The organism is Streptomyces humidus, from assembly GCF_014649655.1.
GTDB classification, from domain to species: domain Bacteria; phylum Actinomycetota; class Actinomycetes; order Streptomycetales; family Streptomycetaceae; genus Streptomyces; species Streptomyces humidus.
Genome location: NZ_BMTL01000025.1, coordinates 23,234 through 44,963, shown reverse-complemented (window position 1 = coordinate 44,963; position 21,730 = coordinate 23,234). Strand labels below are relative to the sequence as shown.

The window sequence follows — 21,730 nt, the reverse complement described above, 5'->3', positions numbered from 1 at the left end:
GGCAACCCTCGCCATGGACGCGGACGTCATCGTCGTCGGAGCGGGCCTCGCGGGCCTCGTAGCGGCGCACGAACTCACCAGCAGGGGCAGACGGGTCGCACTGGTCGACCAGGAGAACGCCGCCAACCTCGGAGGCCAGGCGTTCTGGTCCTTCGGCGGACTCTTCCTGGTCGACTCCCCGGAGCAGCGCCGGCTCGGCGTCAAGGACTCCTTCGACCTCGCCTGGAGCGACTGGCAGGGCAGCGCGCAGTTCGACCGCACCGAGGACGAGGACTCCTGGGCCGTGCGCTGGGCGCGCGCCTATGTGGAGTGGGCGGCCGGGGAGAAGCGCACCTGGCTCGCCGGTCACGGGATCACCTTCGTGCCGACCGTCGGCTGGGCCGAGCGCGGCGACCTGCGCGCCGACGGCCACGGCAACTCGGTGCCCCGGTTCCACGTCGCCTGGGGGACGGGCACGGGCGTCGTCGAACCGTTCGTCCGCTACGCCAAGCAGGCGGCGAAGGACGGTCTGCTGACCTTCTACCACCGCCACCGCGTCGACGCGCTGGTCCTGGCGGACGGCGCCGCGCGCGGGGTGCGCGGCACGGTCCTCGCCGCCGACGACTCCGCGCGCGGCGTCGCCTCCCACCGCGACCCCATCGGCGAGTTCGAGCTGACCGCGCAGGCCGTGGTCGTCACCAGCGGCGGCATCGGCGCCAACCACGAGATGGTCCGCCGCCACTGGCCCGAACGGCTGGGCGCCCCGCCCGCCGAGATGGTCACCGGCGTCCCCGCCTACGTCGACGGCCGGATGCTCGACATCAGCGCCGAGGCCGGCGCCCGCCTCGTCAACCGCGACCGCATGTGGCACTACACCGAGGGCATCCGTAACTGGGACCCCATCTGGCCCGGCCACGGCATCCGCATCCTGCCCGGCCCGTCCTCGATGTGGTTCGACGCGCTCGGCCGCCGGCTGCCCGACCCGTGCCTGCCGGGCTACGACACCCTCAACACCCTCAGGCACCTGCGCACCACCGAGGACATCGCCGGGTACGACCACTCCTGGTTCGTCCTCACCCGCAAGATCGTCGAGAAGGAGTTCGCGCTGTCGGGCTCCGAGCAGAACCCCGACATCACCGCCAAGGACCGCAAGGCCGTCGTGCGCGACCGGCTGCTCGGCAAGGGCGCCCCGGCGCCGGTGCAGGCCTTCCTCGACCGCGGCGCGGACTTCGTGATCGCCGACACGCTGGAGAAGCTGGTCGAGAAGATGAACGGGCTGACGGAGAAGGCGCTGCTCGACGCGGACGCCCTGCGCCGCCAGATCCGGGCCCGCGACCTGCAGACGGCCAACCCGTACAGCAAGGACGCCCAGGTCCAGGGCATCCGCAACGCCCGCCGCTACATCGGCGACCGGCTCGGCCGCGTGGCCACCCCGCACCGCCTCCTCGACCCCGAGGCCGGCCCGCTGATCGCCGTCAGGCTGCACGTGCTCACCCGCAAGACGCTCGGCGGCATCCAGACCGACCTCGACTCACGCGCCCTGGGCGCCGACGGGCAGCCGGTCGAGGGTCTCTACGCGGCCGGGGAGGTCGCCGGCTTCGGCGGCGGCGGCGTCCACGGCTACAACGCGCTCGAGGGCACCTTCCTCGGCGGCTGCCTCTTCTCCGGGCGGGCGGCCGGGCGGGCGGCGGCGAAGCAGACGGGCTGACGTCCGCGGCGTCAGCGCCGGTCCGCCTCCAGCAGGCGGACCAGCACCGCCGTGTGGCTGCGCTCCGGGGACTTCGCCGAGGTCAGCAGCGTCACCGGCCCCCGCCCGGCCATGTCACGCACCCGGTCGAGGAGTTCGCGCGCCTCGGGCTCGGCCAGCTCCGCCTCGTAGCGGCGGGCGAACTCCTCGTACGTCCCCCCGCCCGCGTGATACCAACGGCGCAGCTCGGTGGACGGGGTGAGCCCCTTGGGCCACTCCTCGACACGAGCCGCCTCCTTGGACACCCCCCGCGGCCACAGCCGGTCGACGAGGACGCGCACCCCGTCCTCGGGCTCGGGCGGGTCGTAGACACGGCGAACGCGGACCGTCATGGTGGCCGTCCTCGGATCGGGGGATCCTCCCAGCCTAGACGCGCGGCGTCCGCCACCCCCGCCCGGCTTGACCTGAACGGGGGGCGTGAGCGGCGGTCAGGTCCCTAGTCTGAGAGCGTTGATCACCCGCCACCCCCCTAGGAGCGCACGTGACACACCCCCGCAGACGCCCCGCCCTGCTGCGCCGCGAGGCGGTCGCCGCCACCGTCCCCGTCGCCGTGGCCGCGCTGCTCGCCGGGTCCGGCCCCGCCGTGGCGGCCGGCTCCGTCGGCACGGCCGGCGTCGGCGACCCCTACTTCCCCCTCGCAGGCAACGGCGGCTACCACGTGAGCCATTACGACCTGACCCTGCGTTACGACCCGGTCGGCCGACACCTCGACGGCAGGGCCGTCCTGACCGCCCGCGCCACCCAGCGGCTGACCCGCTTCGACCTCGACTTCCAGGGCCTGAAGATCACCGGCCTCACGGTCGACCACGTCAAGGCCGAACACCGGCGCGACGGCCAGGAACTCGTCGTCACCCCCCGGCGCGCCCTGCGCAAGGGCGAGCGGTTCCAGGTCGCCGTCACCTACAACGGGACCCCCGGCCCGGTCACCGACCCCGACGGCTCCGCCGACGGCTGGATCCCCACCGACGACGGCGCGTTCGTAGCGGGCGAGCCGCAGGGCGCCATGACGTGGTTCCCCGCCGACAACCACCCCCTCGACAAGTCCTCGTACGACTTCACCATCACCGTCCCCCAGGGCCGCACCGCCGTCGCCAACGGCGTCCTGCTCGGACAGCGCACCGCGAAGGGCCGGACCACCTTCCACTGGCGTCAGACCGAGCCCATGGCCGCCTACCTGGCCACCGCCACCGTGGGCGCGTTCCAGGTCACGCAGTACACCACCCGGGACGGAATCAAGGTCTACGACGCCGTGGACCCGCGCGAGGCCGCCGCCGCGAAACCGGTGCTGAAGCAGCTGCCCTCGGTGCTGGAGTGGGAGAGCAGGCTGTTCGGGCCCTACCCCTACCGCGCGGCCGGCTCCATCGTCGACCACGCCCCGGAGGTCGGCTACGCGCTGGAGACCCAGACCCGGCCGGTCTACGACAGAGCCCCCGACCTGAGCACCCTCGTCCACGAGAGCGCCCACCAGTGGTTCGGCGACTCCGTCTCCCTCACCTCCTGGAAGGACATCTGGCTCAACGAGGGCTTCGCCACCTACGCCGAGTGGCTCTACGCCGAGCAGCACGGCGGAGACAGCGCCCAGAAGGCCTTCGACGCCCTGTACGCCCGCCCTGCCACCGACGGCCTGTGGGCGTTCCCGCCCGGCGACCCCGGCAGCGGCGCCCACATCTTCGGCACTCCCGTCTACGCCCGGGGAGCCATGACCCTGCAGGCCCTGCGCACCGCCGTCGGCGACCGAGACTTCTTCCGCATCCTGCGCGCCTGGGCCCAGCAGCACCGCTACGGCCACGGCACCAGCGCCCAGTTCGAACGGCTCGCGGAACGCCTGTCGGGCAAGAACCTCGACCGGCTGTTCACGACCTGGCTGTACACGCAGGGCAAACCGCGCCACCCGTGATATCCGACCGAACGGGCATGGGGAACCTGACGAGTTCCACACATCCTCCGGTCAAGGTCACCTCATGCTCAAGTACCGCACTCGCGCAGCGCTGTTCGCCGCGTCCTTTCTGCTCACCGGATGCGGCGCCGCATCCGGTGAGCCCGCTCACCCCACGGCCTCCGTCAGAGGCGCCCAGGCGCCGCCCGGGCCCTCCGCCGAGGCGGCGCCACGGGAGATACCGGGGCTCGGGCCCCGGACCCGCGCGGCGGTTCCGCCGAACGCACGGCAGGTGGTCGTGGTGAGCGGCCGCGACAGGAACTCGCCGCTCTCCTCGGTCGTCCTGTACCGGCGCACCGGATCCGACTGGCAGCCCGGCGCTTCCTGGGCCGCGCACAACGCGCTGCGCGGCTGGAGCGACCGGCACATGGGCGGCGACCTGCGCTCACCCGTCGGCGTCTACGGACTCACCGACGCCGGGGGGCTGCTGGCCGACCCGGGCACGAAACTCCCCTACGACCGCGGGCCCGCCTTCCGCTCGCCGGGCACCGGCTTCGAGGGCGAGCCGCTGGACGGTTCCTTCGACTACGTGGTCGCCATCAACTACAACCGCAAGCCCGGCACTTCACCGCTGGACTGGACCCGTCCGCTCGGCGCGAGCCGCGGCGGCGGGATCTGGTTCCACGTGGACCACGGCGGGCCCACCCACGGATGTGTGAGCCTCGCCGAGGAGCACATGAAGGAACTGCTGCGCACGCTCGACCCCGCGCTGCACCCCGTGGTCGTCATGGGCGACCACGCCTCTCTGGCCCGCTGAGAAATCGGAGACACGGCGTGTGCGCTCATGTACTGGTGGCCGAGGACGACGCGATGCAGGCCGAACTCATCCGCCGCTCGCTGATCGCCGAGGGCCACACGGCCACCGTGGTGCACGACGGCTCCGCCGCGCTCGACGCGGTGCGGCGCGACCGGCCGGACCTCGTCGTCCTCGACCTCATGCTGCCGGTCATCGACGGCTTCGGGGTCTGCCGGGTGCTGCGCCGCGACGACGACCTGCCGGTGCTGATGCTCACCGCCCGCGCCGCCGAGGACGACGTACTGCTCGGCCTGGAACTCGGCGCCGACGACTACATGACCAAGCCTTACAGCCCGCGCGAGCTCATGGCCCGCATCCGCACCGTCCTGCGGCGCAGCGGACGTGCCGGAGCCGGCCGACGGGACGACGGCGTCGTACGGGCCGCGGGGCTCTCCGTCGATCCGGAGCGGCACGAGGTGCGGTGCGACGGGGAAACCGTGGACTGCACGCCCGCCGAGTTCCAGATCCTGCTGGCGATGGCCGCCGAGCCGGAACGGGTCTTCTCACGGGGGCAGTTGCTCCAGTGCACCCGCGGCTTCGACCGCTCCTCCACCGAACGGGCCGTGGACGTGCACATCATGAACCTCCGCCGGAAGATCGAGGCCGACCCGCGCAGACCCGTGCGGCTGCTGACCGTGTTCGGCGTCGGCTACAAACTCAGCGGCGGCCGCGCGTGAGGCCCGGCGACCGGGTCCGGATACCGCTGCGCAAACGGCTGCTGGTGCGGCTGCTGAGCGCGTCGGTGCTGATCGCCGTGTGCTCGGTGGCCGCCACCGCATGGCTGGCGGTCGCGACCACCACCCGCGCGCTGCGGGAGGAGCAGGGGCAGGCCCTGGCCGACGACATGGACATCCTCGCCCGGCTCAGCGGCTACGCGGCCACTCATCCCGACTGGTCAGGCGTCCAGCGGACGGTGCGCGACCTGTCCGTCAGGACCGGCCGGCGCATCGCCCTGACCGCCCCCGACCGCACGCCCCTCGCGGACTCCGCGCCGCAGGGCACCTCGCTGCCCCCGCGCGCGGCCGCCACCGTCGACCCCCTGCGCACCGACACCTACACCGAACGCGGCGCCCAGCTCAGCGGCACCGACCCGCGCGTGGTGGGCCCCTACCTGCTCCCCCCGCTCGAACGCCAGAAGCTCGACGCCGTCGCGCACGCCAGGCAGCGGTGCTTCTCCCGCTACGGCATCGAGACGACCGTCACCGCGACCCCGAGCGGCCGCCCGGTGCTCACCGGCGCCGACGGCGGCGCGACCACCGACTACGTGCCCGAGGGCTGCGCGGACGGACAGCTCGGCGCGCCGACGGCCACCGAACGCAAGGCGCTGACCGCGCTCCAGACCCGAGTGCGCCCCTGTCTGGTCCGCGAAGGCCTGGGCCCGGACCTGCCGCTGGTCCTCGGCGTGGGCGTACCCGGCCTCGGCGGCCTGGACGCGACCCCCGGCTCCACGCTCGTGAAGGCGCTCGACGCCCACGGGGGGCGCGCGGCCCAGGCCTGCCTGGACGAGGCCCGTCACGCGCAGCTCGACCCGTACGTGGCGCCGGTCGCCGAGCTGTTCCTCGGCGGCGGGGGCAGCGGCGCGACGCCGCGCTGGGACATGTCACCGGCCAACAAGGTGAAGGTGTTCGGCGCGGCAGGCCTGGTGCTGGCCGTCACCGTCGCCGTGAGCGCCCTGGTCGCCACCCGCCTTGTGCGACCGCTGCGGGCCCTCACCGAGGCCGCGCAGCAGCCCCCGGACCGGCACGCGCGCGTGCCCGTCACCACATGGGACGAGACCGGGATCCTCGCGGAGGCGTTCAACGACCTCGCCGAGCGCCGGGAGCGTCTGGAGGTCCAGCGCAAGGCACTGGTCAACGACGTCGCCCACGAACTGCGCACCCCGCTCACGAACATCCGGGGCTGGCTGGAGGTCACACGCGACGGACTGGTCGAGCCCGACGCCGAACTGCTCGGCGCCCTGCACGAGGAGGCCCTCGTCCTGCAACGCGTCATCGACGACCTGCGCGATCTCGCGGCCGCCGACGCCGGCGCCCTGCGACTGCACCGCGAGCCGGTGCCCGCCGACGATCTGCTCGCCCAGGTCGCCGCCGCCCATCGCGTGGCGGCCGACGGCGCCGAAGTGGCCCTGCGCACCGAGACCGAGGGCACGCTCTGGCTGGACGCCGACCCGGTGCGGCTGCGGCAGGCGCTCGGCAATCTCGTCGCCAACGCCGTCCGCCACACGCCGCCCGACGGTACGGTCACGCTGACCGCGCGGGGGGACGGCGGGGAGGTGGTGCTGGCGGTCGCCGACACCGGCACGGGCATCACGGACGAGGATCTGCCGCATGTCTTCGAGCGGTTCTGGCGAGCCGAGAAGTCACGCAGCCGCCGCACCGGCGGCAGCGGCCTCGGCCTGCCGATCGTCCGGCAGCTGACGGCCGCTCACGGCGGCACCGCCGAAGCGGCCAGCACTCCCGGCGCGGGCAGCGTGTTCACCCTGAGGCTGCCCGCGGCGGCGCCGCCCGCGGACGGCTGACCAGCCCGCTTCGGCGACCGCGCACGCGGGCCACCGCGCGGGCCGGCCCCCGGGGCGCCGACCGCGCGGGCGGGAGCCGGGCGTTGCGGGGTCAGGCACCGCGCCGCGCCCTGATGCGACGCTTGAGGGCGCGCCGTTCGGTCTCGCTCGTGCCGCCCCACACCCCGAGGGTCTGGTCGGTCTCCATGGCCCATTCCAGGCACGGTTCACGCACCGGGCAGCGACGGCAGACCGCCTTCGCCTGTTCCGTCTGCAGCAGCGCCGGGCCCGAGGTGCCGATCGGGAAGAAGAGATCGGGGTCCTCGGTACGGCATTCGGCGTGCTCTCGCCAGTCGTGCATCGAAGTCACCTGCGATCGAGTCGTATGTGCTTTTCCGGGGTGGTGCTCCCGATCGGGTCACCGGCACGGCGGCGCTGAAACGGGGGGCCCCGAAAAAACGTTCACTGCTCCCGCAGGCCCCACGGGGATCCGTACGCCGTCAGCAGGTCGAGGAACGGCCGGGCCGGAAACGCCTCGGGGCCCAGCACGCCCGCGCCGGACCAGGCTCCGGTGGCGAGCAACTCGAGGGCCACCACCGGGTTCACCGCCGTCTGCCACACCACGGCCTGGCTGCCGTACTCGGCCATGGACCACTGGTTGTCGACCACGTGGTAGAGGTACACCTCGCGCGGCGCGCCGTCCTTGACGCCCCGTACCCAGGTGCCGGCGCAGGTCTTGCCGTGCATCAACTCGCCCAGCGTCGCCGGGTCGGGCAGACAGGCGGCCACCACGTCCCGCGGTGAGACGGACACCGGGCCCCGCGCGCCCGGCACGGTGACCGCAGCGGTGCGGTCGAGGCCGAGCCGGTGCAGCGTCTTCAGGGTCTCGATGAACTCGCCGCCCAGGCCGTACTTGAAGGTGACCCTGCGCGCCTTCACCCAGCGCGGCACGAGCAGCACCTCCTCGTGCTCGACGTTCACGCACTCCACCGGTCCGATGCCCTCGGGGAAGTCGAACACCTCGGGCTCGCTGAACGGCGCTGTGGTGAACCAGCCACGGTCGGCCTCGTAGACCACCGGAGGGTTCAGACACTCCTCGATCGTGGTCCAGATGCTGAAGGAGGGCGCGAAGTCGTGGCCGTCGACGGTGAGGTTCGCGCCGTCACGGATGCCGATCTCCTCGATCTCGTCGAAGAGTTCGTCGGCGGCGTACCGGGCGAAGACGTCCGACAGCCCTGGCTCCACGCCCATGCCGACCAGCGCCAGGGCACCCGCCTCGGCCCACTCGTCGGCCTCGGCGAACTGCGCGTCGCCGAGCCGGACGCCGCACTCCTCGTACGGACGCTCCGGGTGCGGCCGCGACAGCGACATCGCCATGTCGACATAACGGGCGCCGGCGGTGCGCGCCGCGTGGAACAGGGGCATCACGAACCGCGGGTCGGTGGCGTTGAGCAGGACGTCGCAGCGGTGGCGGGCGAGCAGGGCGGTCACGGCCGCCTCGTCGGAGGCGTCCACGCGCTCGGCGCGGAACCGGTCGTCGCCGTCGAGCGCGGCGACGGCTGCCGCGGCGCGCGCCGGGTCGTGGTCGGCGACGACCATCGCCTCGAAGAACGGACGCCGGGCGGCGATCCGGGTGATGGCGGTGCCGACACCCCCGGCGCCCACGAGCAGGACACGCATGACGGGAACTCCCTCGGTCGGAGAGTGCGAACGAAGTGTGTGAAGCGGGGCCCTGTCCCAGATACAACGCCGCGGGTGCACGTAAGGTCAATGGCGTTGGCATAAGGGCGCGAGCGGCACGACGGGGGCGGCGCACGCGCACCAGGGCACGAGAGCCCGGAGCGCCGGGGCACGGACCGCCGGGGCCCGGAGCGCGAGAGCACGAGGGAGTGTGGGACGCATGGCCAAGCAGGTCGTCCCGGAGGAGAAGCGACGGCGGCGCCGCCCCACCAGGAGCGGCACCGTGCTGTCGGAGACGCTGATCGTCGAGGCCGCGCTGCGGCTGCTGCGCGAGCACGGCAGCGCCGGGCTCAGCGCCCGCCGCCTCGGGCTCGCCCTCGACTGCGACCCGAGCACGCTCTACCGCTACTTCCGGGGCATGGACGAACTCACCCTAGCCATCGGTGACGCGCTGATCGGCGAGGCGCTGCGCGGCTGGCGGCCCACAGGGGAGTGGCGGGCGGACCTGCACGCCGTGGGCCTGCGCATCCACGCCGCCTATGTCGCCCATCCGCAGGCCGCCCAGCTCACCGCGAGCCGGGTCACGGGCCGGGCCAACGAACTCGCCGCCGACGAGGCCGTCCTGGACATCCTGCGCACCGCAGGCTTCCCGCTGCCGGACACCGTGCGGATCTACCACGCGTTCATCGACCAGACGCTGGCCTTCGCCGCTCTGGACGCCGCGTCCCTGGCCCTGCCCCGCGCCGCGCGACACGCCGACGACGCCATCTGGCGCTCGACCTACGCCCGGCTGCCCGCCGAGACCCACCCCAGGATCGCCGAGGCGGCGCCGCTGCTGTCGACCCGCATGGTGACCAGCGCCTATCCGACGGCGCTGGAGATGCTGCTGGACAGTGCGCAGGCCCGGCTGGCGGTCCTGGCGGCGGCCCGCCGCCGCCCCTAGGGGGCGCGGTCCAGCGACTCGGCCGCCGTCGCGACCACCGCGTCCGCCACCGCCGCCAGGGCCGGAGAGTCGAGTCGCCACTGCTGCCAGTACAAGGGGACGTCCAGTGGGCGATCGGGGGCGAGGGCCACCAGGCGGCCCGAGCGCAGCAGCGCCTCCCCCTGGACCTCGGGCACCATGCCCCAGCCGAACCCGGCCGCGACCGAGGCGACGAAGCCCTCCGAGGTCGGCACGGCGTGGCGCACCGGACCCGCGCCGCGGGCGCCCCGCCGCAGGCCGCGCACGAAAGCGTCCTGGAGGTCGTCGCTGCGGTCGAACGTCACGACCGGGGCCGAGGGCAGGGTCTCGTCGAGCGGGCCGTGGGCGAGGTGACGGGCGACGAAGCCGGGCTCGGCCGCGGCCAGGTAGCGCATCGTGCCCAGGGCCCGCACCGAGCAGCCGGTCACGGGGACGGGCGACGAGGTCACCGCGGCCATCACCAGCCCCTCCCGCAGCAGTTCGGCCGTGCGGGTCTCGTCCTCACGGTGCAGTTCGAAGCAGAGCGGCGGCTCCTGCGCCACCCTGTCCAGAGCCGGCAGGAACCAGGTGGCGAGCGAGTCGGCGTTCACCGCGACGCTCACCCGGGTCGGTTCGCCCTCGCCTTTCATGCCCAGTTCGGCCCGCGTGTCGCGTTCCAGCCTGGCCAGCTGGCGGGCGAACCGCACGACGATCTCGCCGGACTGCGTGGGCCGCACCGGCTTGGTGCGCAGCAACAGGACCCGGCCGGTGCGCTGCTCCAGTGCCTTGACGCGCTGGCTGACCGCCGACGGCGTCACATGCAGGGCGGCCGCCGCCGCGTCGAAGGTGCCCTCGTCGACCACGGCGAGCAGTGTCCGCACCTGGTCGAGCGGGAGGTCCGTCAGCATCACCGCGCCACCGGCGCCCGGGACATCATGAAGGCTAATGATACGTAAGAATCTTTAGCTGTACCGGCAGTGATCGACTGCCTAGCGTGAGCGGCATGTCCCACGCACTCGCCGCCGCGGCCGCCGGCTTCGGCACCGGTCTCTCGCTCATCGTCGCCATCGGCGCCCAGAACGCCTTCGTCCTGCGCCAGGGGATCCGCCGGGACGCCGTCCTGGCCGTCGTGGGGATCTGCGCCCTGTCCGACGCCCTGCTGATCGCGCTCGGCGTGGGCGGGGTCGGCGCGGTGGTGGCCGCCTGGCCCGGGGCGCTGACCGTGGTCGGCTGGATCGGCGGTGCGTTCCTGCTCGGGTACGGACTGCTCGCGGCCCGCCGGGTGGTCCGGCCCGGCACGGAGGCGCTGCGCACGGACGGCGCGGCCGAGGGTTCGCGCCGCCGGGCCGTGCTCACCTGTCTGGCGCTGACGTGGCTCAACCCCCACGTCTACCTCGACACGGTCTTCCTGCTCGGCTCGATCGCCGCCGACCGCGGCCCGTTGCGCTGGACGTTCGGCCTCGGCGCGGCGCTGGCCAGTCTGTGCTGGTTCGCCGCCCTGGGCTTCGGCGGCCGGCTGCTCGGCCGCTTCCTGTCCCGCCCCGCGGCCTGGAGGGTCCTGGACGGCCTGGTGGCCGTCACGATGATCACGCTCGGCGGGCTGCTGATCGCCGGGGCCTGAGGTCCGTGATCCGGGACGGTACGTCCAAAGGGCGGCGGACATCGCAGGAGGGCTGCCATAGTGACCCACGGAATCGAAAGATGTAACGAGCAACCAGGAAGCGTGTGGACACCGGCGAGAGCACCCCCGCACCCCCGGCCGAGGAGGCCGACCCGAGTCCGCGCGGCCCTGCCCCGCGCGGCCGGCGCCGCTGGGCCATGGACACCCGGCCCCTGCGCCGGCCGGCATACCGGCGGCTGTGGTCCTCGACCGTCGTCACGGCCGTGGGCAGCCAGCTCACCGCCGTCGCCGTGCCCAAACAGATCTACGACATCACCGGCTCCTCCGCCTGGGTCGGCTACGCCGGCCTCGCCGGACTGGTGCCGATGGTGCTGTTCGCGTTGTGGGGCGGCGCGGTCGCCGACGCGGTCGACCGCCGCAAGCTGCTGCTGGTCACCAACAGCGGCATCGCCGTCACCTCGGTGCTGTTCTGGATCCAGGCGTTCTCCGGGCTCGACTCGGTGGCCGTGCTGATGGTGCTGCTCGCCGCCCAGCAGGCGTTCTTCGGCCTCAACTCGCCCGCCCGCAACGCCTCCATCGCCCGGCTGGTCCCCGCGGACGAACTGGCCGCCGCCAACGCCCTGGGCTCCACCGTCATGCAGACGGGCCTCGTCGCGGGCCCGCTCCTCGCGGGCGCCCTGATACCCGTGATCGGGCTCCCCGAGCTGTACCTCCTCGACGCCGTCGCGCTGTGCGTGACGCTGTGGGCGGTGTTCCGGCTGCCCGCCCTGCCCCCGTCGGCGAGCGCGACCGCCCGGCGCGCGGGGCTGCGTGAGATCGCGGAGGGCTTCCGCTACATCGCCCTGCACAAGGTCCTGCTGCTGTCCTTCCTCGCCGACGTCATCGCCATGGTCTTCGGCATGCCCCGCGCCCTGTTCCCGCAGCTCGCCGCCGAGACGTACGCCTCGTACGGCGAAGGGCTCGCCCTCGGTCTGCTCTTCGCGGGGATCCCGATCGGGGCGGTGCTGGGCGGACTGTTCTCCGGCACGTTCTCCCGGGCACGCCGGCACGGCTGGATGGTCATCGGCGCCGTCGTCGCGTGGGGTGTGTCGATCGCCGGTTTCGGACTGAGCCGCGGTCTGTGGCTCGCGGTGGGGTTCCTCGCGTGCGCCGGCGTCGCCGACATGGTCTCCATGGTCTTCCGGGGGGCGATCCTGCTGTCCGCCGCCACGGACGAGATGCGCGGCCGGATGCAGGGCGTCTTCACGGTCGTCGTCGCGGGCGGCCCGCGGCTGGCCGACGTCCTGCACGGCACCGCGGGCGCGGCGTTCGGGCCCCGTGCGGCGGTCGCGGGCGGAGGCCTGCTGGTCGTCGCGCTCATGCTGGGGCTGGCGGTCGCGGTCCCCGCCCTGCGCCGGTACCGCATCTGAGGGCGGGCGCCGGACCGGGATCCGCGGGCGGAGGGTACCTGGATCCGCCGGGGCGCCGGGCGTGCGGTCGTGCCGGGCCGGTCGTCGTGCCGTGCGGGCCGTCGGTTACAGGGCCCCGTGCCGGTGGGAGCCGTACTGCTCCATCAGTCTGCCCCGGGTCATCTCCAGCCGGTGCGCGAGGATCTCCGCCACGATCCGCACCAGCGACAGCCCGAGCGCCGGTTCCTCCTCGCAGAGCCTGAGCACGGGCTGCGCCTCGAACTCGTAGGCGCGCACCGGGCTGAAGGCCTCGGCGCCGAAGTCCCACCGGTACGGGGGGAAGAGCCAGGACCAGCCCAGCAGGTCGCCGGCGCCGAGACTGGCGACGGTGACCCGTCGCAGGGGCGTCACCTGCTGGACGAGCGAGACCGCCCCGGACCGGACGATCCAGAAACGGTCGGCCGCGCCGCCCGCCTCGAAGATCCGGGTGTCCTCCGGGAAGGAGACCTCCCGGGCGAGCTCCATCAGGCGTCCACGCTGGGGCGGGGGAAGGGCGGTCAGCAGTCTGGTCGCTTTGGTCATGGCGCGGGGCTCCTCGCCGGCGATTCGGTGGGGGTTCTCTCCCTCTCCCATTTCAGCCGCTGCCACCGCCCCGGGCACCTCGGCGGACGGTACTTTCCCGGATTCCGCACATCCTCCGTCCCGGGCGCCTCGGGCGCCGGCGCGGTGCGGGCATGGAGAAGCCCTGGCTGGACGGGGGAAGCCAGCCAGGGCAGTCAAGGGGTGGCGGACGGAGGAGGAGGTGCGTCGACCCCGTCCACCACGTATGGATGAACCGTAAACCATCCGTGGAGGTTTCACTCAGGGGAAACCCGGTCCAGTGACCTGTTTCACTCCGTCTTCGTCGGCTCGCGGTCATCTCCGGTGCGATCGTGCGCAGTTCGCCCGCCTTCGCCGCCTCAGCCGGCGAAGCGGTCCACAACTGGCTTGCGGCGTACGCCAGTTCCGGTTCAGTCCGCGTCGGCGGAGCGGCCGGGGGTCAGGATCTCGTCCAGCACTCTGACCACGGCCTCGTAGGCGAGGCCCCGCACGTGGGCGTCGCGCGCCCCGTCCGGATCGGTCTGGGAGAGATCGGCGCTGCGGGCCCGGCAGGCCAGCAGCTCCTCGCGGGCGCAGGTGCGGGAGCGCTGGATGCGCCGCAGCAGTTCGTCGGAGTCCACCACATCGGTCATGCAGATCGCCTACCCGCGCCGGGCCGGACGATGGCTCCCGGGCGCTCCCGAAGTTTCCCGGACGATCGCTCCTGGTCCGCACGGTTCGCTCGTCGCGGGGACGGCCGGCCGGGCGGAGCACGGCGGGAGACGGCGCAGGAGACGGCAGGCCTCCCCGACGAGGGGATCGCCGCCGTCGGGGCCCTCGCCGAGGTCTTCCCCGGACACCCTTCGCTGAGTGAGGGCTTCGTCGTGGCGCGACCGCCCACCCCCGTCCGGCCCCGACGGCCGGGTACGGGGGCGTCCGGCCCGGACGCCCGACCTGCGGCCCTCGGGACCGCCCGGCCGTCACGGGGCGGCGACGCGCCGGCCCCGGCAGGCCCCCGCGCAGCCCCCCGTGCACCCGCGCCCCCCGCCCTTGCCACCCGGTCGGCGGCCCGGCGGCGAGGGCTGCGTGAACACCTTTTGCGCATGCGGAGTTTGTACGTCCAGGGGCAGGGCAGACGGAGGTTCGTGCTTCGGACCGGAGGCGCGCCGACGGGAGCGGTGGGACCGCTTCGGGGCGCTGCTCGTGCCCCGGGTGTCAGGAAGCCCTCCCGTCGTCAGTCACCTGAGACAACCGTTCAGGAGCGTTTACGCATGCTCAGCGACATGTCGACAAACCGTCCCGCCGCATCGGCCACCCCCACCCCTACCGCCACCACGGCCACCCCCACCACCGCGCCGCGCCGCGTCCACGACGACGCGCCCGACACCGCGAGCCGGTTCGCCCGGCTGGTCGCCCTGGAGGAGGGGCCCGAGCGGGACGCCGTGCGCGACGAGATCGTCACGGCCTGGCTGCCCATGGCCCACCGGATCGCCGGCCGCTTCCGGGACCGCGGCGAGGCGATCGAGGACCTGCGCCAGGTGGCGGCCCTCGGACTCGTGAAGGCCGTGGACCGCTTCGACCCCGAACGCGGGGCCTTCGAGAGCTACGCCGTGCCCACCATCACCGGCGAGATCAAGCGGCACTTCCGCGACCGTATGTGGGCCCTGCGGGTGCCCCGCCGGGTGCAGGAACTGCGCAACAAGGTGCGCGTCGCCCGCCGCGAACTCGCCCAGAGCCCCGGGGCGCCCGAACCGTCGGTCGCCGACCTGGCCGCCCGCACCGGCCTGACCGAGGAAGAGGTGGGCGCCGGCCTGGAGGCCCTGGAGAGCTTCAGCACCCTGTCGCTGGATGCCGAGGCCCCCTCCGGCGACGACGGCTACAGCCTCGCCGACACCCTCGGGGCCGCCGACTCCTCCTTCGACGTCGTGGTCGACCGGGAGTCCGCCAAGGAAGGGCTGCGCCGCCTTCCGGAACGCGAACGCGCCATCCTCTACATGCGCTTTTTCGAGGACATGACACAGAGCAGGATCGCCGACCAGCTCGGCATCTCCCAGATGCACGTCTCCCGCCTCATCAGCCGCAGCTGCGAGCGGGTGCGCAACGAAGCCCTGCGCTGACAGCCGACAGCAGTACACCCGAGCCCTCACTTCCGACTTACGGAGTAGCCCGCCGATGCTCATGCCCCATCCCGCCGTCCTGCGCAAACTCGTCGACGAGTACGAAGCGCTGTCCGCGACCGGTGCCGCCGAGGCGTGCGCGCAGGAGCGCGACCTCGCCTACACGCCGTGCGTGTCCACCGGCACGCGGGACGTGGACGAGGCCCTGCAGACGGCCCGCCGTTGGCTGGAGGCGGCCGCCGCCGCCGACACGGCGGCCCGCTCGCAGGCGACCGCGGCCCGCTCGCAGGCGACCGCGGCCCGCTCGCAGGCGACCGCGGCCCGCTCGCAGGCGACCGCGGCCCGTCCGCACACCGACGACGGCCCCCGCGTGTACGCCTGAGAGGCGGCGGCCGCGCGCGGGGCGGTTCACGGTGACCCGACCGGTGGTCCGCAGGACCAGCCGCGGCAGCGTCCGTGCCGCCCCGCCGGGCCCCGCACTGCTTCACGCCCCGCCCCGCACCGCTTCACGCGCCCTCCGCGGCCGGCTGCCCCTGCTCGGGGGCGGCCGGCCGCAGGTGTGTGTGCACACCTCGCGCGTGTGTGCGGCCGGAGCCGGGGCAGTCGGATCCTGCGAAATTCGGGGAGACTTCCGGGAGGGGACGCAATGAACACGAGCGCCATGGCGCGCAACGGCCGTGCCGGAGCGGAACGGGCGGCACGCGGCTCGGTGACGAAGGGGGCCGCCAGAGCCGGGTTCGCCGCACGCGGCGTGATCTATCTGCTGGTCGGGCTGCTGGCCCTGCAGATCGCCTTCGGCGACAGCAAGGAGGAGGCCGACCGCCGGGGCGCCCTCGCCGAGATCTCCCAGAAGCCCTTCGGCTCCGTGGTGCTCTGGGCACTGGGCGTCGGGCTGGTCGGCATGGCGCTGTGGCGGCTCTCCGAGGCCGTGTTCGGCGCGGTCGGCGAGGACGGCCGCAGCGCCAGGAAGCGGCTGCTGGCGCTCGGCCGGTGCGCCTTCTACTCCTTCGTCGCGTACTCCGTCCTCGCTTTCGCCGCGGGCTCGGGCAGCGGCGGAGGCTCGAGCGACGAGCAGTCCCGCGACGTCACCGCACGGGTGCTCGGCCTTCCCGGTGGACAGTGGATCGTGGGGGTCGCCGGCGTCGGGATCGTCGTCGCGGGCCTGTGGATCGGCGCCCGCGCCGTCATGCGCTCCTACCACAAGAAGCTGCGGCTGGGGGAGATGTCCCCGCGCGTGCGGCGTCTGGTGGACGTCACCGGGGTGGGCGGCGGCGCGGCCCGCGGCCTGGTCTTCGCCGCGGCCGGTGTCTTCGCCGTGCGGGCCGCCGTCGAGTACGAGCCGGACAGGGCCAAGGGGCTGGACGACACGCTGCGCTCGTTCGCCGGGACCCCCGCCGGCCCCGGCCTGCTGGCCTGCGTCGCGGCCGGGCTCGTCCTCTTCGGACTGTTCTCGTTCGCCATGGCACGCTGGCGCAAGGTCTGACGTCGGTTTCCCGGGGAACACGGACGAGATGAACGATGCAGAGTTCCCGCGCGACGGACGGCCCGTGGACATGTACCTCGACCTGCTTCGCGTCCGCATGGACAGCGAGGACTACCAGCTTCTGCTGAAGGTCGTGGCGCCTGCGCTGCGCGCCCTCGACGAACAGCCTCCCGAGAGCCTCGACTTCGCCCTCGACCCGGAGGAGACCGAGGATCTGCCCCAGGAGATCCGCGACGAGGCCGCCCTGGTCATCGCCACCGCGGTCACCGGCCGGCTGGACAACCAGCTGGTGGAGATCCAGGTCGACGGAACCGGCCCGGTCCGGGTGGTCACCGACGCGGCGACGGCGTCCGACCCAGGTCGCCTCGCCGAGATCGCCGGATGCATCCAGCAGCGTCAGCAGGACACCGAGGCGCTGCGGGGCATAGCGGCCGCGAGCGGCATGTCCACGGACTTCTGAGCGGCTTCGGAGCGGACTTCCGGGCCCGGCCGGGGCCACGCCTCACCGCGGCGGCGCCACCGGCGCCCCGAGCGGGCGCGCGAGGCCGACCACCGCCTCGTCCAGACGCTGGAGATGCCGCAGGACCCGGTCGGTCACCCGGCCGTAGCGCGGCGTCCCCGGCACGCCCGGCTTCAGCAGCGCGGCGATACTGGGTCCGGTCACGACCTCGGCGGTGCTCGGCTCCTGCGCGACCCGCGCGGAGATCGCCCCGATGTTGTGCACGATGCGCTGCCCGGCCCGGCGCAGCCGGGGGTCCGCCGCGATCGACGGATGCGTCGGGAGCAGCTCGGCCGTGGCCGCCAGGGACCGGGCGTGATAGGCACAGGTCTCCAGGAGCGCCACCACGTAGCGGGCGGTGTCCCGTCGCGCCCGCAGCGGCGTCACCGGATGCGTCAGCGGCTGGGTCGCCGCCCGCAGGTCGGCCAGCGCCTGGTCGAGATCGCGGGCCCGGTCCAGCAGGTCGGCGGGGGGAGCGCCGCTCAGCTGCTCCACGGCCGCCTCGGTGACCTCGGTCAGCCGCTCCAGCACGGCCGTCAGCAACTCGTTGGTCCGCCGGTCCGTGCGCACGGGCAGCACCAGCGCCGCCGCGACGATCCCGCAGGCCGCTCCGAGCGCCGTCTCCTCCACCCGCAGCACCAGCACCGACAGGCTGTAGGTGTGCAGCAGCGTGTACAGCACGCCCAGGGCGGCCGTCACGAAGAAGGACATCAGGGTGTACGACAGCGGTGCCGTGTAGAACATCGCGAAGACGCACAGCAGCACCACCGTGAACGCGGTCCACGTGTGGTGTCCGACCAGCCCCGCCAGCGCGATGCCGGCGACCACGCCGAGCACGGTGCCCAGCAGCCGCCGGTAGCCCTTGACCAGGATCTCCCCGGTGGAGGCGGTGTTGATGAACACGATCCAGCAGGTCAGCACCGCCCAGTACCAGCGGTGCGCGGACAGCAGCTCGCCCCCGACGATGGCCAGCGCCGACCCGACGGCGACCTGCACGGCGGCCCGGGTGGTGGGCCGCCGCAGCCCCGTGGCCTGCTCCGCCGCCCCCTCGCCCTCCTCGGCTCCGCCGATCGCGGCGTCCTCGGCGTCCAGCTCCTCGCGCGAGCGTGCCGTCTCGGGGCTGTCGCCGGACTCGTCCTGCGGGCCGTCCAGCGCGATCCGCAGCCCCAGCACCGCCCGCGCCGCCTCGCCGACGCCCCGGAAGACGTCCTGCACCGCGGGCGGCGCCTTAGGCAGGTTATCCTCGTCCCGGTAGCCGAGCAGCCGGTTGCGCACCTGCGACAACGCCGTCCCCGACCCCGCCGCCACCGGATGCCGTACGAGCAGCCCCAGGGCCCGCAGATCGTGGCGCAGGGTCTCCAGGGCCTCGTCCCGCACCGGCAGCCGGCTGCTCTCGGGCAGGGGCGCGCCCGGCAGGTGCATGGTCAGCGTGTCGGCGCGCTCGGCGCTGCGGGCCGTGAGCAGCAGCAGACCGAGGCGCTCGGCGGCGATCTCCGCGTCGGCGATCCGCCGCTGCACCAGCCGGGCCACCGACTCGTCCGGGGTGCCCTCGTCCAGCCGGCCCTGGATCATCATGGCCGTGTCGTGCAGCCGGGCGGTGCCCTCGCGCACCTGGGCGACGGCCTTCGCCATGTCGTCCGGTGCGGCGTCCAGCAGGTCGAGCTGGGCGTCGAGCAACTGCGCCAGCCGGGCCCGGAAGGCCTGCCGCAGCCGCAGCAGAATCCCCGTCGGGGTCTGCGGCACGAGCGCGAACCGGGCCGCCGCGCTGCCGGCGAAGGCCACCGCGATCACCCCGTAGTACCCGGGCAGCGACGACGTCCCGACGCCGACGAACAGGGACATGAAGTAGACCTGGAAGCCGATCAGCCCCAGAGCCGTGCCCCGGTCGCCGAAGCGGCGCCCGTAGACCGCGCAGAAGATCAGGGCGACGAAGAAGAGGTCGCCGGCCACCGTCCGTGAGCTGAGCAGCGCCGCGACCGACACCGACGCCAGCGCGACCGGCAGGCCCAGCGCCAGGGTGACGGCCTGCCGGCCGCGCTGCTTCTCCCGGACGGCGAACGTGGCGACCATCGCGGCGATGGCGCCGGCCACCAGATGCGGGACGTCGGCGCCGAGCAGCGACAGCACGGCCAGCGTGACGGCGATCGCGCCCACCGTCCGCAGGCCGGCCGCGAGCCGCAGCAGTCCGGGGTCGGACGCCGCGACCCGATCTCGCCATCGTGGTCCGAACGCCCGTGCCGCCGCCCTCACGCCGCCGTACTCTCCCTTGCCCGTGCTCTGCCGTGCCCGTGTTCTGCGGTGGCCGGTGGATCTCAGGCGGAATCCGGCCCGGTCCCCTCCACCTGCGCCCGCACCTGCTCCGGCGTCAGATAGCTGTCGGTGTACTCGAAGTCCTTCAGCTTCGCCGCCCGGCGGGCCTGGAACCCGGTACGGACGAAATCGTCGCCCGCGATCGCGTTGAGCGTCCAGTTGGTGAGCACCCGCGCCTTGGCGACGCCCGTGCGCAGGGCCGACCAGTGGTAGCCGCGGGCCACGGCCTGCGCGGGCAGCCCCCGCAGCTCCACGCCGAGCGGCTTGGACACGGCGTCCGTGCCGCCGAGGTCGACGACCAGGCCGAGGTCCTTGTGCACATAGGGCTTCATCGACTGCCCACGCAGCGTCGCGATGACGTTGTCGGCGACGGCCCTGCCCTGCCGCATCGCGTGCTGCGCCGTGGGCGGGCAGACCGCGCCGTCCTCGCCCTTGGTCCGGTCGGGCACGGCGGCGGCGTCCCCGAGCGCGAACACCCCGTCCTCGCCGGGCAGGTTCATCTCGGCCTCCACGGCGAGCCGCCCGCGGACCGTCTCGGCCCCGAGCGTGGCGATGAGGGGGCTCGCCACGACGCCCGCCGTCCAGATGAGCGTCCGCGTCGGGACGACCCGCCCGTCGGTGAAGGTGACCTCCTGCGGTCCCGCCTTGGCGATCGACACGCCCAGCGACACCTCGATGCCGCGCCTGCGCAGCACCTCCTGCGCGCTGCGGCCCAGCTTGTCGCCGAGCTCCGGCATCAGCTTCGGGGCGATGTCGATCAGATGCCACTTGATCAGGCCGGGATCCAGCCGCGGGTAGCGCCTGACCGCGTTGTGGGTGAGCAACTGCAGACACGCGGCGGTCTCGGTGCCGGCGTAGCCGCCGCCCACGACCACGAACTGCAGCCGCGCGGCCCGCTCGGCGGGGTCGTTGCTGGCGTCGGCGAGGTCGAGCTGGGTGATGACGTGGTCGCGGATGTACGCGGCCTCCGCCAGGGTCTTCATCCCGAAGGCGTGGTCGGTCAGCCCCGGGATGTCGAAGGTGCGGGTGACGCTGCCGGGAGCCAGCACGATGTAGTCGTACGGCTCGTTGACGATCTCGTCGGTGATGGTCCGGATGACGCAGACCTTCGCCTTGAGGTCCACGCCGATGGCGCCGCCGGGAATGATCCGCGTGCGGTACTTCTTGCTGCGGCGCAGCGATACGGCGATCGACTGGGGCGTCAGCACGCCTGAGGCGACCTGTGGCAGCAGCGGCAGATAGAGCTGGTAGGCGAACGGCGTCACCAGGGTGACGTCGGCCTCCGCGGCGGAGAGCGCGCGTTCCAGACGCCGCACGCACCCCACTCCGGCGAAACCCGCGCCCACCACCAGGATCCTGGGTCGTGTCACGATGTCCATCCCTTTCTGCGGCTCCAGGCGGTCTGCCCGACCTGATGCGCGTGCCCCGCCCCCGGGCGTTCGCACCTCATCGATCCCACCGCGCCCGGACCGGTTGCGCCAGTCGGACGAGGCATGCAGACGAACGTTTCTCCTGAGGCTGCCTCCGTACCCGCGGACGGCCCTGTGTACGCCCCCTGCCTTCGGGTAGGCCGACGTACATGACACTCGCGGTGCTCGGAGAGCGATGACGGTGGGCTGTGCGGAGGACGCCGGCGACGGCCGGCGGGACGCTCGGCGGGACGTGGGGCGGGACGGCGGGCGGGCACAGGCCCGTCAGGTCGCTGACGCGGTCGAGAGCCTGGTCGCCTGCTGGCTGACGGCTGTGGAGGAGGCGGCGCCGCGGCTGCCCGCCCGGCAACTGCTCGCCCTGCGCACGGTCCGGCACAGACCGGAGCTCAACCTGACCGCCCTGGCCGAGCGCCTCGACGTCGGCCTGCCCACCGCGAGCCGTCTGTGCGACCGGCTGGAGGCCGCGGGGCTGCTGGAGCGCGCCGTCCACCCGCGCAACCGCCGCGAGGTGCGGCTCGTGCTGACCGCCTACGGCAAGCGTGTCCTCGCCGATGTGGGCGAGCGCCGGGTAAGGCGGCTCGCGGCCGTGTTCGAGGGCATGTCGCCCGCCCAGCGCGCGGCCCTGGAACGGGGGCTGTTCGCCTTCCACCAGGCGCAGGCCAGGAGCCCCGGAACCGGACGGACCGGAGGGACCGGGCGCGGGCGCGTCGGGACGGACGGCTGAGCGC

21 protein-coding genes are annotated in these 21,730 nt (G+C 73.6%); 13 read left to right on the top strand and 8 right to left on the bottom strand.

Going from position 1 to position 21,730, the window contains the following annotated elements; genetic code table 11:
- Nucleotides 1-13: 13 nt before the first annotated feature.
- A complete protein-coding gene (locus tag IE239_RS27085) occupies nucleotides 14-1,687 on the top strand; it encodes an FAD-binding dehydrogenase (protein WP_190152108.1) in 1,674 nt (557 codons plus the stop codon).
- A gap of 11 nt (nucleotides 1,688-1,698) precedes the next feature.
- Here the strand turns inward: IE239_RS27085 and IE239_RS27080 are convergent, their stop codons facing one another.
- Nucleotides 1,699-2,058, bottom strand: a complete 360-nt coding sequence (locus IE239_RS27080) for a DUF488 domain-containing protein (RefSeq protein WP_190152022.1) — start codon at nucleotides 2,056-2,058, stop codon at nucleotides 1,699-1,701.
- A 149-nt stretch (nucleotides 2,059-2,207) separates the two neighbouring features.
- On the opposite strand from IE239_RS27080, the gene IE239_RS27075 reads away from it, so the two are divergent.
- The 4 genes from IE239_RS27075 to IE239_RS27060 all read left to right on the top strand — a co-directional run bounded on the left by IE239_RS27075 (nucleotide 2,208) and on the right by IE239_RS27060 (nucleotide 6,976).
- On the top strand, nucleotides 2,208-3,623 hold the full coding sequence (locus IE239_RS27075; RefSeq protein WP_190152021.1) for a M1 family metallopeptidase: 1,416 nt from the start codon (nucleotides 2,208-2,210) through the stop codon (nucleotides 3,621-3,623).
- Between the two features lie 64 nt (nucleotides 3,624-3,687).
- Nucleotides 3,688-4,419, top strand: coding sequence for a L,D-transpeptidase family protein (locus IE239_RS27070; protein WP_190152020.1), 732 nt, complete (start codon nucleotides 3,688-3,690; stop codon nucleotides 4,417-4,419).
- Between the two features lie 17 nt (nucleotides 4,420-4,436).
- The gene (locus IE239_RS27065; protein WP_190152019.1) at nucleotides 4,437-5,135 is read left to right on the top strand and encodes a response regulator; all 699 of its coding nucleotides are present in this window, start codon (nucleotides 4,437-4,439) and stop codon (nucleotides 5,133-5,135) included.
- A complete protein-coding gene (locus IE239_RS27060) occupies nucleotides 5,132-6,976 on the top strand; it encodes a sensor histidine kinase (RefSeq protein ID WP_229878328.1) in 1,845 nt (614 codons plus the stop codon). Before IE239_RS27065 ends, IE239_RS27060 begins: the two co-directional genes overlap by 4 nt.
- A gap of 91 nt (nucleotides 6,977-7,067) precedes the next feature.
- Here IE239_RS27060 and IE239_RS27055 read toward each other — a convergent pair whose 3' ends face one another.
- Together IE239_RS27055 and IE239_RS27050 are read right to left on the bottom strand one after the other, a co-directional pair.
- Nucleotides 7,068-7,316, bottom strand: a complete 249-nt coding sequence (locus IE239_RS27055) for a WhiB family transcriptional regulator (protein WP_190152018.1) — start codon at nucleotides 7,314-7,316, stop codon at nucleotides 7,068-7,070.
- A 101-nt stretch (nucleotides 7,317-7,417) separates the two neighbouring features.
- Nucleotides 7,418-8,635: a saccharopine dehydrogenase family protein gene (locus tag IE239_RS27050; protein ID WP_190152017.1), complete on the bottom strand. Its 1,218-nt coding sequence runs from the start codon at nucleotides 8,633-8,635 to the stop codon at nucleotides 7,418-7,420.
- A 220-nt stretch (nucleotides 8,636-8,855) separates the two neighbouring features.
- On the opposite strand from IE239_RS27050, the gene IE239_RS27045 reads away from it, so the two are divergent.
- Nucleotides 8,856-9,578, top strand: coding sequence for a TetR/AcrR family transcriptional regulator (locus tag IE239_RS27045; protein WP_190152016.1), 723 nt, complete (start codon nucleotides 8,856-8,858; stop codon nucleotides 9,576-9,578).
- Here the strand turns inward: IE239_RS27045 and IE239_RS27040 are convergent.
- Nucleotides 9,575-10,483, bottom strand: a complete 909-nt coding sequence (locus tag IE239_RS27040; protein WP_190152015.1) for a LysR family transcriptional regulator ArgP — start codon at nucleotides 10,481-10,483, stop codon at nucleotides 9,575-9,577. The two genes, IE239_RS27045 and IE239_RS27040, sit on opposite strands and share 4 nt — an antisense overlap.
- A gap of 95 nt (nucleotides 10,484-10,578) precedes the next feature.
- Here IE239_RS27040 and IE239_RS27035 point away from each other — a divergent pair, with 95 nt between their 5' ends.
- On the top strand, nucleotides 10,579-11,196 hold the full coding sequence (locus IE239_RS27035; RefSeq protein WP_190152014.1) for a LysE/ArgO family amino acid transporter: 618 nt from the start codon (nucleotides 10,579-10,581) through the stop codon (nucleotides 11,194-11,196).
- A 104-nt stretch (nucleotides 11,197-11,300) separates the two neighbouring features.
- Nucleotides 11,301-12,605 carry an MFS transporter gene (locus IE239_RS27030; protein ID WP_190152013.1) on the top strand — a complete coding sequence of 435 codons (1,305 nt, stop codon included), beginning with the start codon at nucleotides 11,301-11,303 and terminating at the stop codon, nucleotides 12,603-12,605.
- 105 nt (nucleotides 12,606-12,710) lie between these two features.
- Here the strand turns inward: IE239_RS27030 and IE239_RS27025 are convergent, their stop codons facing one another.
- Both IE239_RS27025 and IE239_RS27020 read right to left on the bottom strand, forming a co-directional pair.
- Nucleotides 12,711-13,166 carry a cyclic nucleotide-binding domain-containing protein gene (locus IE239_RS27025; RefSeq protein WP_190152012.1) on the bottom strand — a complete coding sequence of 152 codons (456 nt, stop codon included), beginning with the start codon at nucleotides 13,164-13,166 and terminating at the stop codon, nucleotides 12,711-12,713.
- 428 nt (nucleotides 13,167-13,594) lie between these two features.
- Entirely contained in the window at nucleotides 13,595-13,816 is a 222-nt protein-coding gene (locus IE239_RS27020; protein ID WP_190152011.1) for a hypothetical protein, read from the bottom strand.
- 618 nt (nucleotides 13,817-14,434) lie between these two features.
- Between IE239_RS27020 and IE239_RS27015 the strand changes: the two genes are divergently transcribed.
- From IE239_RS27015 to IE239_RS27000, 4 genes are all read left to right on the top strand, one after another.
- Nucleotides 14,435-15,280 carry a SigB/SigF/SigG family RNA polymerase sigma factor gene (locus IE239_RS27015; RefSeq protein ID WP_190152010.1) on the top strand — a complete coding sequence of 282 codons (846 nt, stop codon included), beginning with the start codon at nucleotides 14,435-14,437 and terminating at the stop codon, nucleotides 15,278-15,280.
- A 55-nt stretch (nucleotides 15,281-15,335) separates the two neighbouring features.
- The gene (locus IE239_RS27010; protein WP_190152009.1) at nucleotides 15,336-15,662 is read left to right on the top strand and encodes a DUF5133 domain-containing protein; all 327 of its coding nucleotides are present in this window, start codon (nucleotides 15,336-15,338) and stop codon (nucleotides 15,660-15,662) included.
- Nucleotides 15,663-15,926: 264 nt separating this feature from the next.
- A complete protein-coding gene (locus tag IE239_RS27005) occupies nucleotides 15,927-16,763 on the top strand; it encodes a DUF1206 domain-containing protein (protein ID WP_190152008.1) in 837 nt (278 codons plus the stop codon).
- A 28-nt stretch (nucleotides 16,764-16,791) separates the two neighbouring features.
- Nucleotides 16,792-17,223, top strand: coding sequence for a hypothetical protein (locus tag IE239_RS27000; RefSeq protein ID WP_069772077.1), 432 nt, complete (start codon nucleotides 16,792-16,794; stop codon nucleotides 17,221-17,223).
- Between the two features lie 42 nt (nucleotides 17,224-17,265).
- Here the strand turns inward: IE239_RS27000 and IE239_RS26995 are convergent, their stop codons facing one another.
- Together IE239_RS26995 and IE239_RS26990 are read right to left on the bottom strand one after the other, a co-directional pair.
- Nucleotides 17,266-19,512, bottom strand: coding sequence for an FUSC family protein (locus IE239_RS26995; protein ID WP_190152007.1), 2,247 nt, complete (start codon nucleotides 19,510-19,512; stop codon nucleotides 17,266-17,268).
- 62 nt (nucleotides 19,513-19,574) lie between these two features.
- Nucleotides 19,575-20,951 carry an NAD(P)/FAD-dependent oxidoreductase gene (locus tag IE239_RS26990; protein ID WP_190152006.1) on the bottom strand — a complete coding sequence of 459 codons (1,377 nt, stop codon included), beginning with the start codon at nucleotides 20,949-20,951 and terminating at the stop codon, nucleotides 19,575-19,577.
- Nucleotides 20,952-21,177: 226 nt separating this feature from the next.
- On the opposite strand from IE239_RS26990, the gene IE239_RS26985 reads away from it, so the two are divergent.
- On the top strand, nucleotides 21,178-21,726 hold the full coding sequence (locus IE239_RS26985) for a MarR family winged helix-turn-helix transcriptional regulator (protein WP_190152005.1): 549 nt from the start codon (nucleotides 21,178-21,180) through the stop codon (nucleotides 21,724-21,726).
- Nucleotides 21,727-21,730: the final 4 nt, after the last annotated feature.

Excerpts from the sequence above, each read along its gene's own strand:
- IE239_RS27035 (WP_190152014.1), top strand. The coding sequence starts at position 10,579 with ATGTCCCACGCACTCGCCGCCGCGGCCGCCGGCTTCGGCACCGGTCTC.
- IE239_RS27080 (WP_190152022.1), bottom strand. The coding sequence starts at position 2,058 with ATGACGGTCCGCGTTCGCCGTGTCTACGACCCGCCCGAGCCCGAGGAC.
- IE239_RS26985 (WP_190152005.1), top strand. The coding sequence starts at position 21,178 with ATGACGGTGGGCTGTGCGGAGGACGCCGGCGACGGCCGGCGGGACGCT.
- IE239_RS27015 (WP_190152010.1), top strand. The coding sequence starts at position 14,435 with ATGCTCAGCGACATGTCGACAAACCGTCCCGCCGCATCGGCCACCCCC.
- IE239_RS27005 (WP_190152008.1), top strand. The coding sequence starts at position 15,927 with ATGAACACGAGCGCCATGGCGCGCAACGGCCGTGCCGGAGCGGAACGG.
- IE239_RS27070 (WP_190152020.1), top strand. The coding sequence starts at position 3,688 with ATGCTCAAGTACCGCACTCGCGCAGCGCTGTTCGCCGCGTCCTTTCTG.
- IE239_RS27045 (WP_190152016.1), top strand. The coding sequence starts at position 8,856 with ATGGCCAAGCAGGTCGTCCCGGAGGAGAAGCGACGGCGGCGCCGCCCC.
- IE239_RS27010 (WP_190152009.1), top strand. The coding sequence starts at position 15,336 with ATGCTCATGCCCCATCCCGCCGTCCTGCGCAAACTCGTCGACGAGTAC.
- IE239_RS27040 (WP_190152015.1), bottom strand. The coding sequence starts at position 10,483 with ATGCTGACGGACCTCCCGCTCGACCAGGTGCGGACACTGCTCGCCGTG.
- IE239_RS27055 (WP_190152018.1), bottom strand. The coding sequence starts at position 7,316 with ATGCACGACTGGCGAGAGCACGCCGAATGCCGTACCGAGGACCCCGAT.
- IE239_RS27025 (WP_190152012.1), bottom strand. The coding sequence starts at position 13,166 with ATGACCAAAGCGACCAGACTGCTGACCGCCCTTCCCCCGCCCCAGCGT.
- IE239_RS26990 (WP_190152006.1), bottom strand. The coding sequence starts at position 20,951 with ATGGACATCGTGACACGACCCAGGATCCTGGTGGTGGGCGCGGGTTTC.
- IE239_RS27085 (WP_190152108.1), top strand. The coding sequence starts at position 14 with ATGGACGCGGACGTCATCGTCGTCGGAGCGGGCCTCGCGGGCCTCGTA.
- IE239_RS27050 (WP_190152017.1), bottom strand. The coding sequence starts at position 8,635 with ATGCGTGTCCTGCTCGTGGGCGCCGGGGGTGTCGGCACCGCCATCACC.
- IE239_RS27000 (WP_069772077.1), top strand. The coding sequence starts at position 16,792 with ATGAACGATGCAGAGTTCCCGCGCGACGGACGGCCCGTGGACATGTAC.
- IE239_RS27020 (WP_190152011.1), bottom strand. The coding sequence starts at position 13,816 with ATGACCGATGTGGTGGACTCCGACGAACTGCTGCGGCGCATCCAGCGC.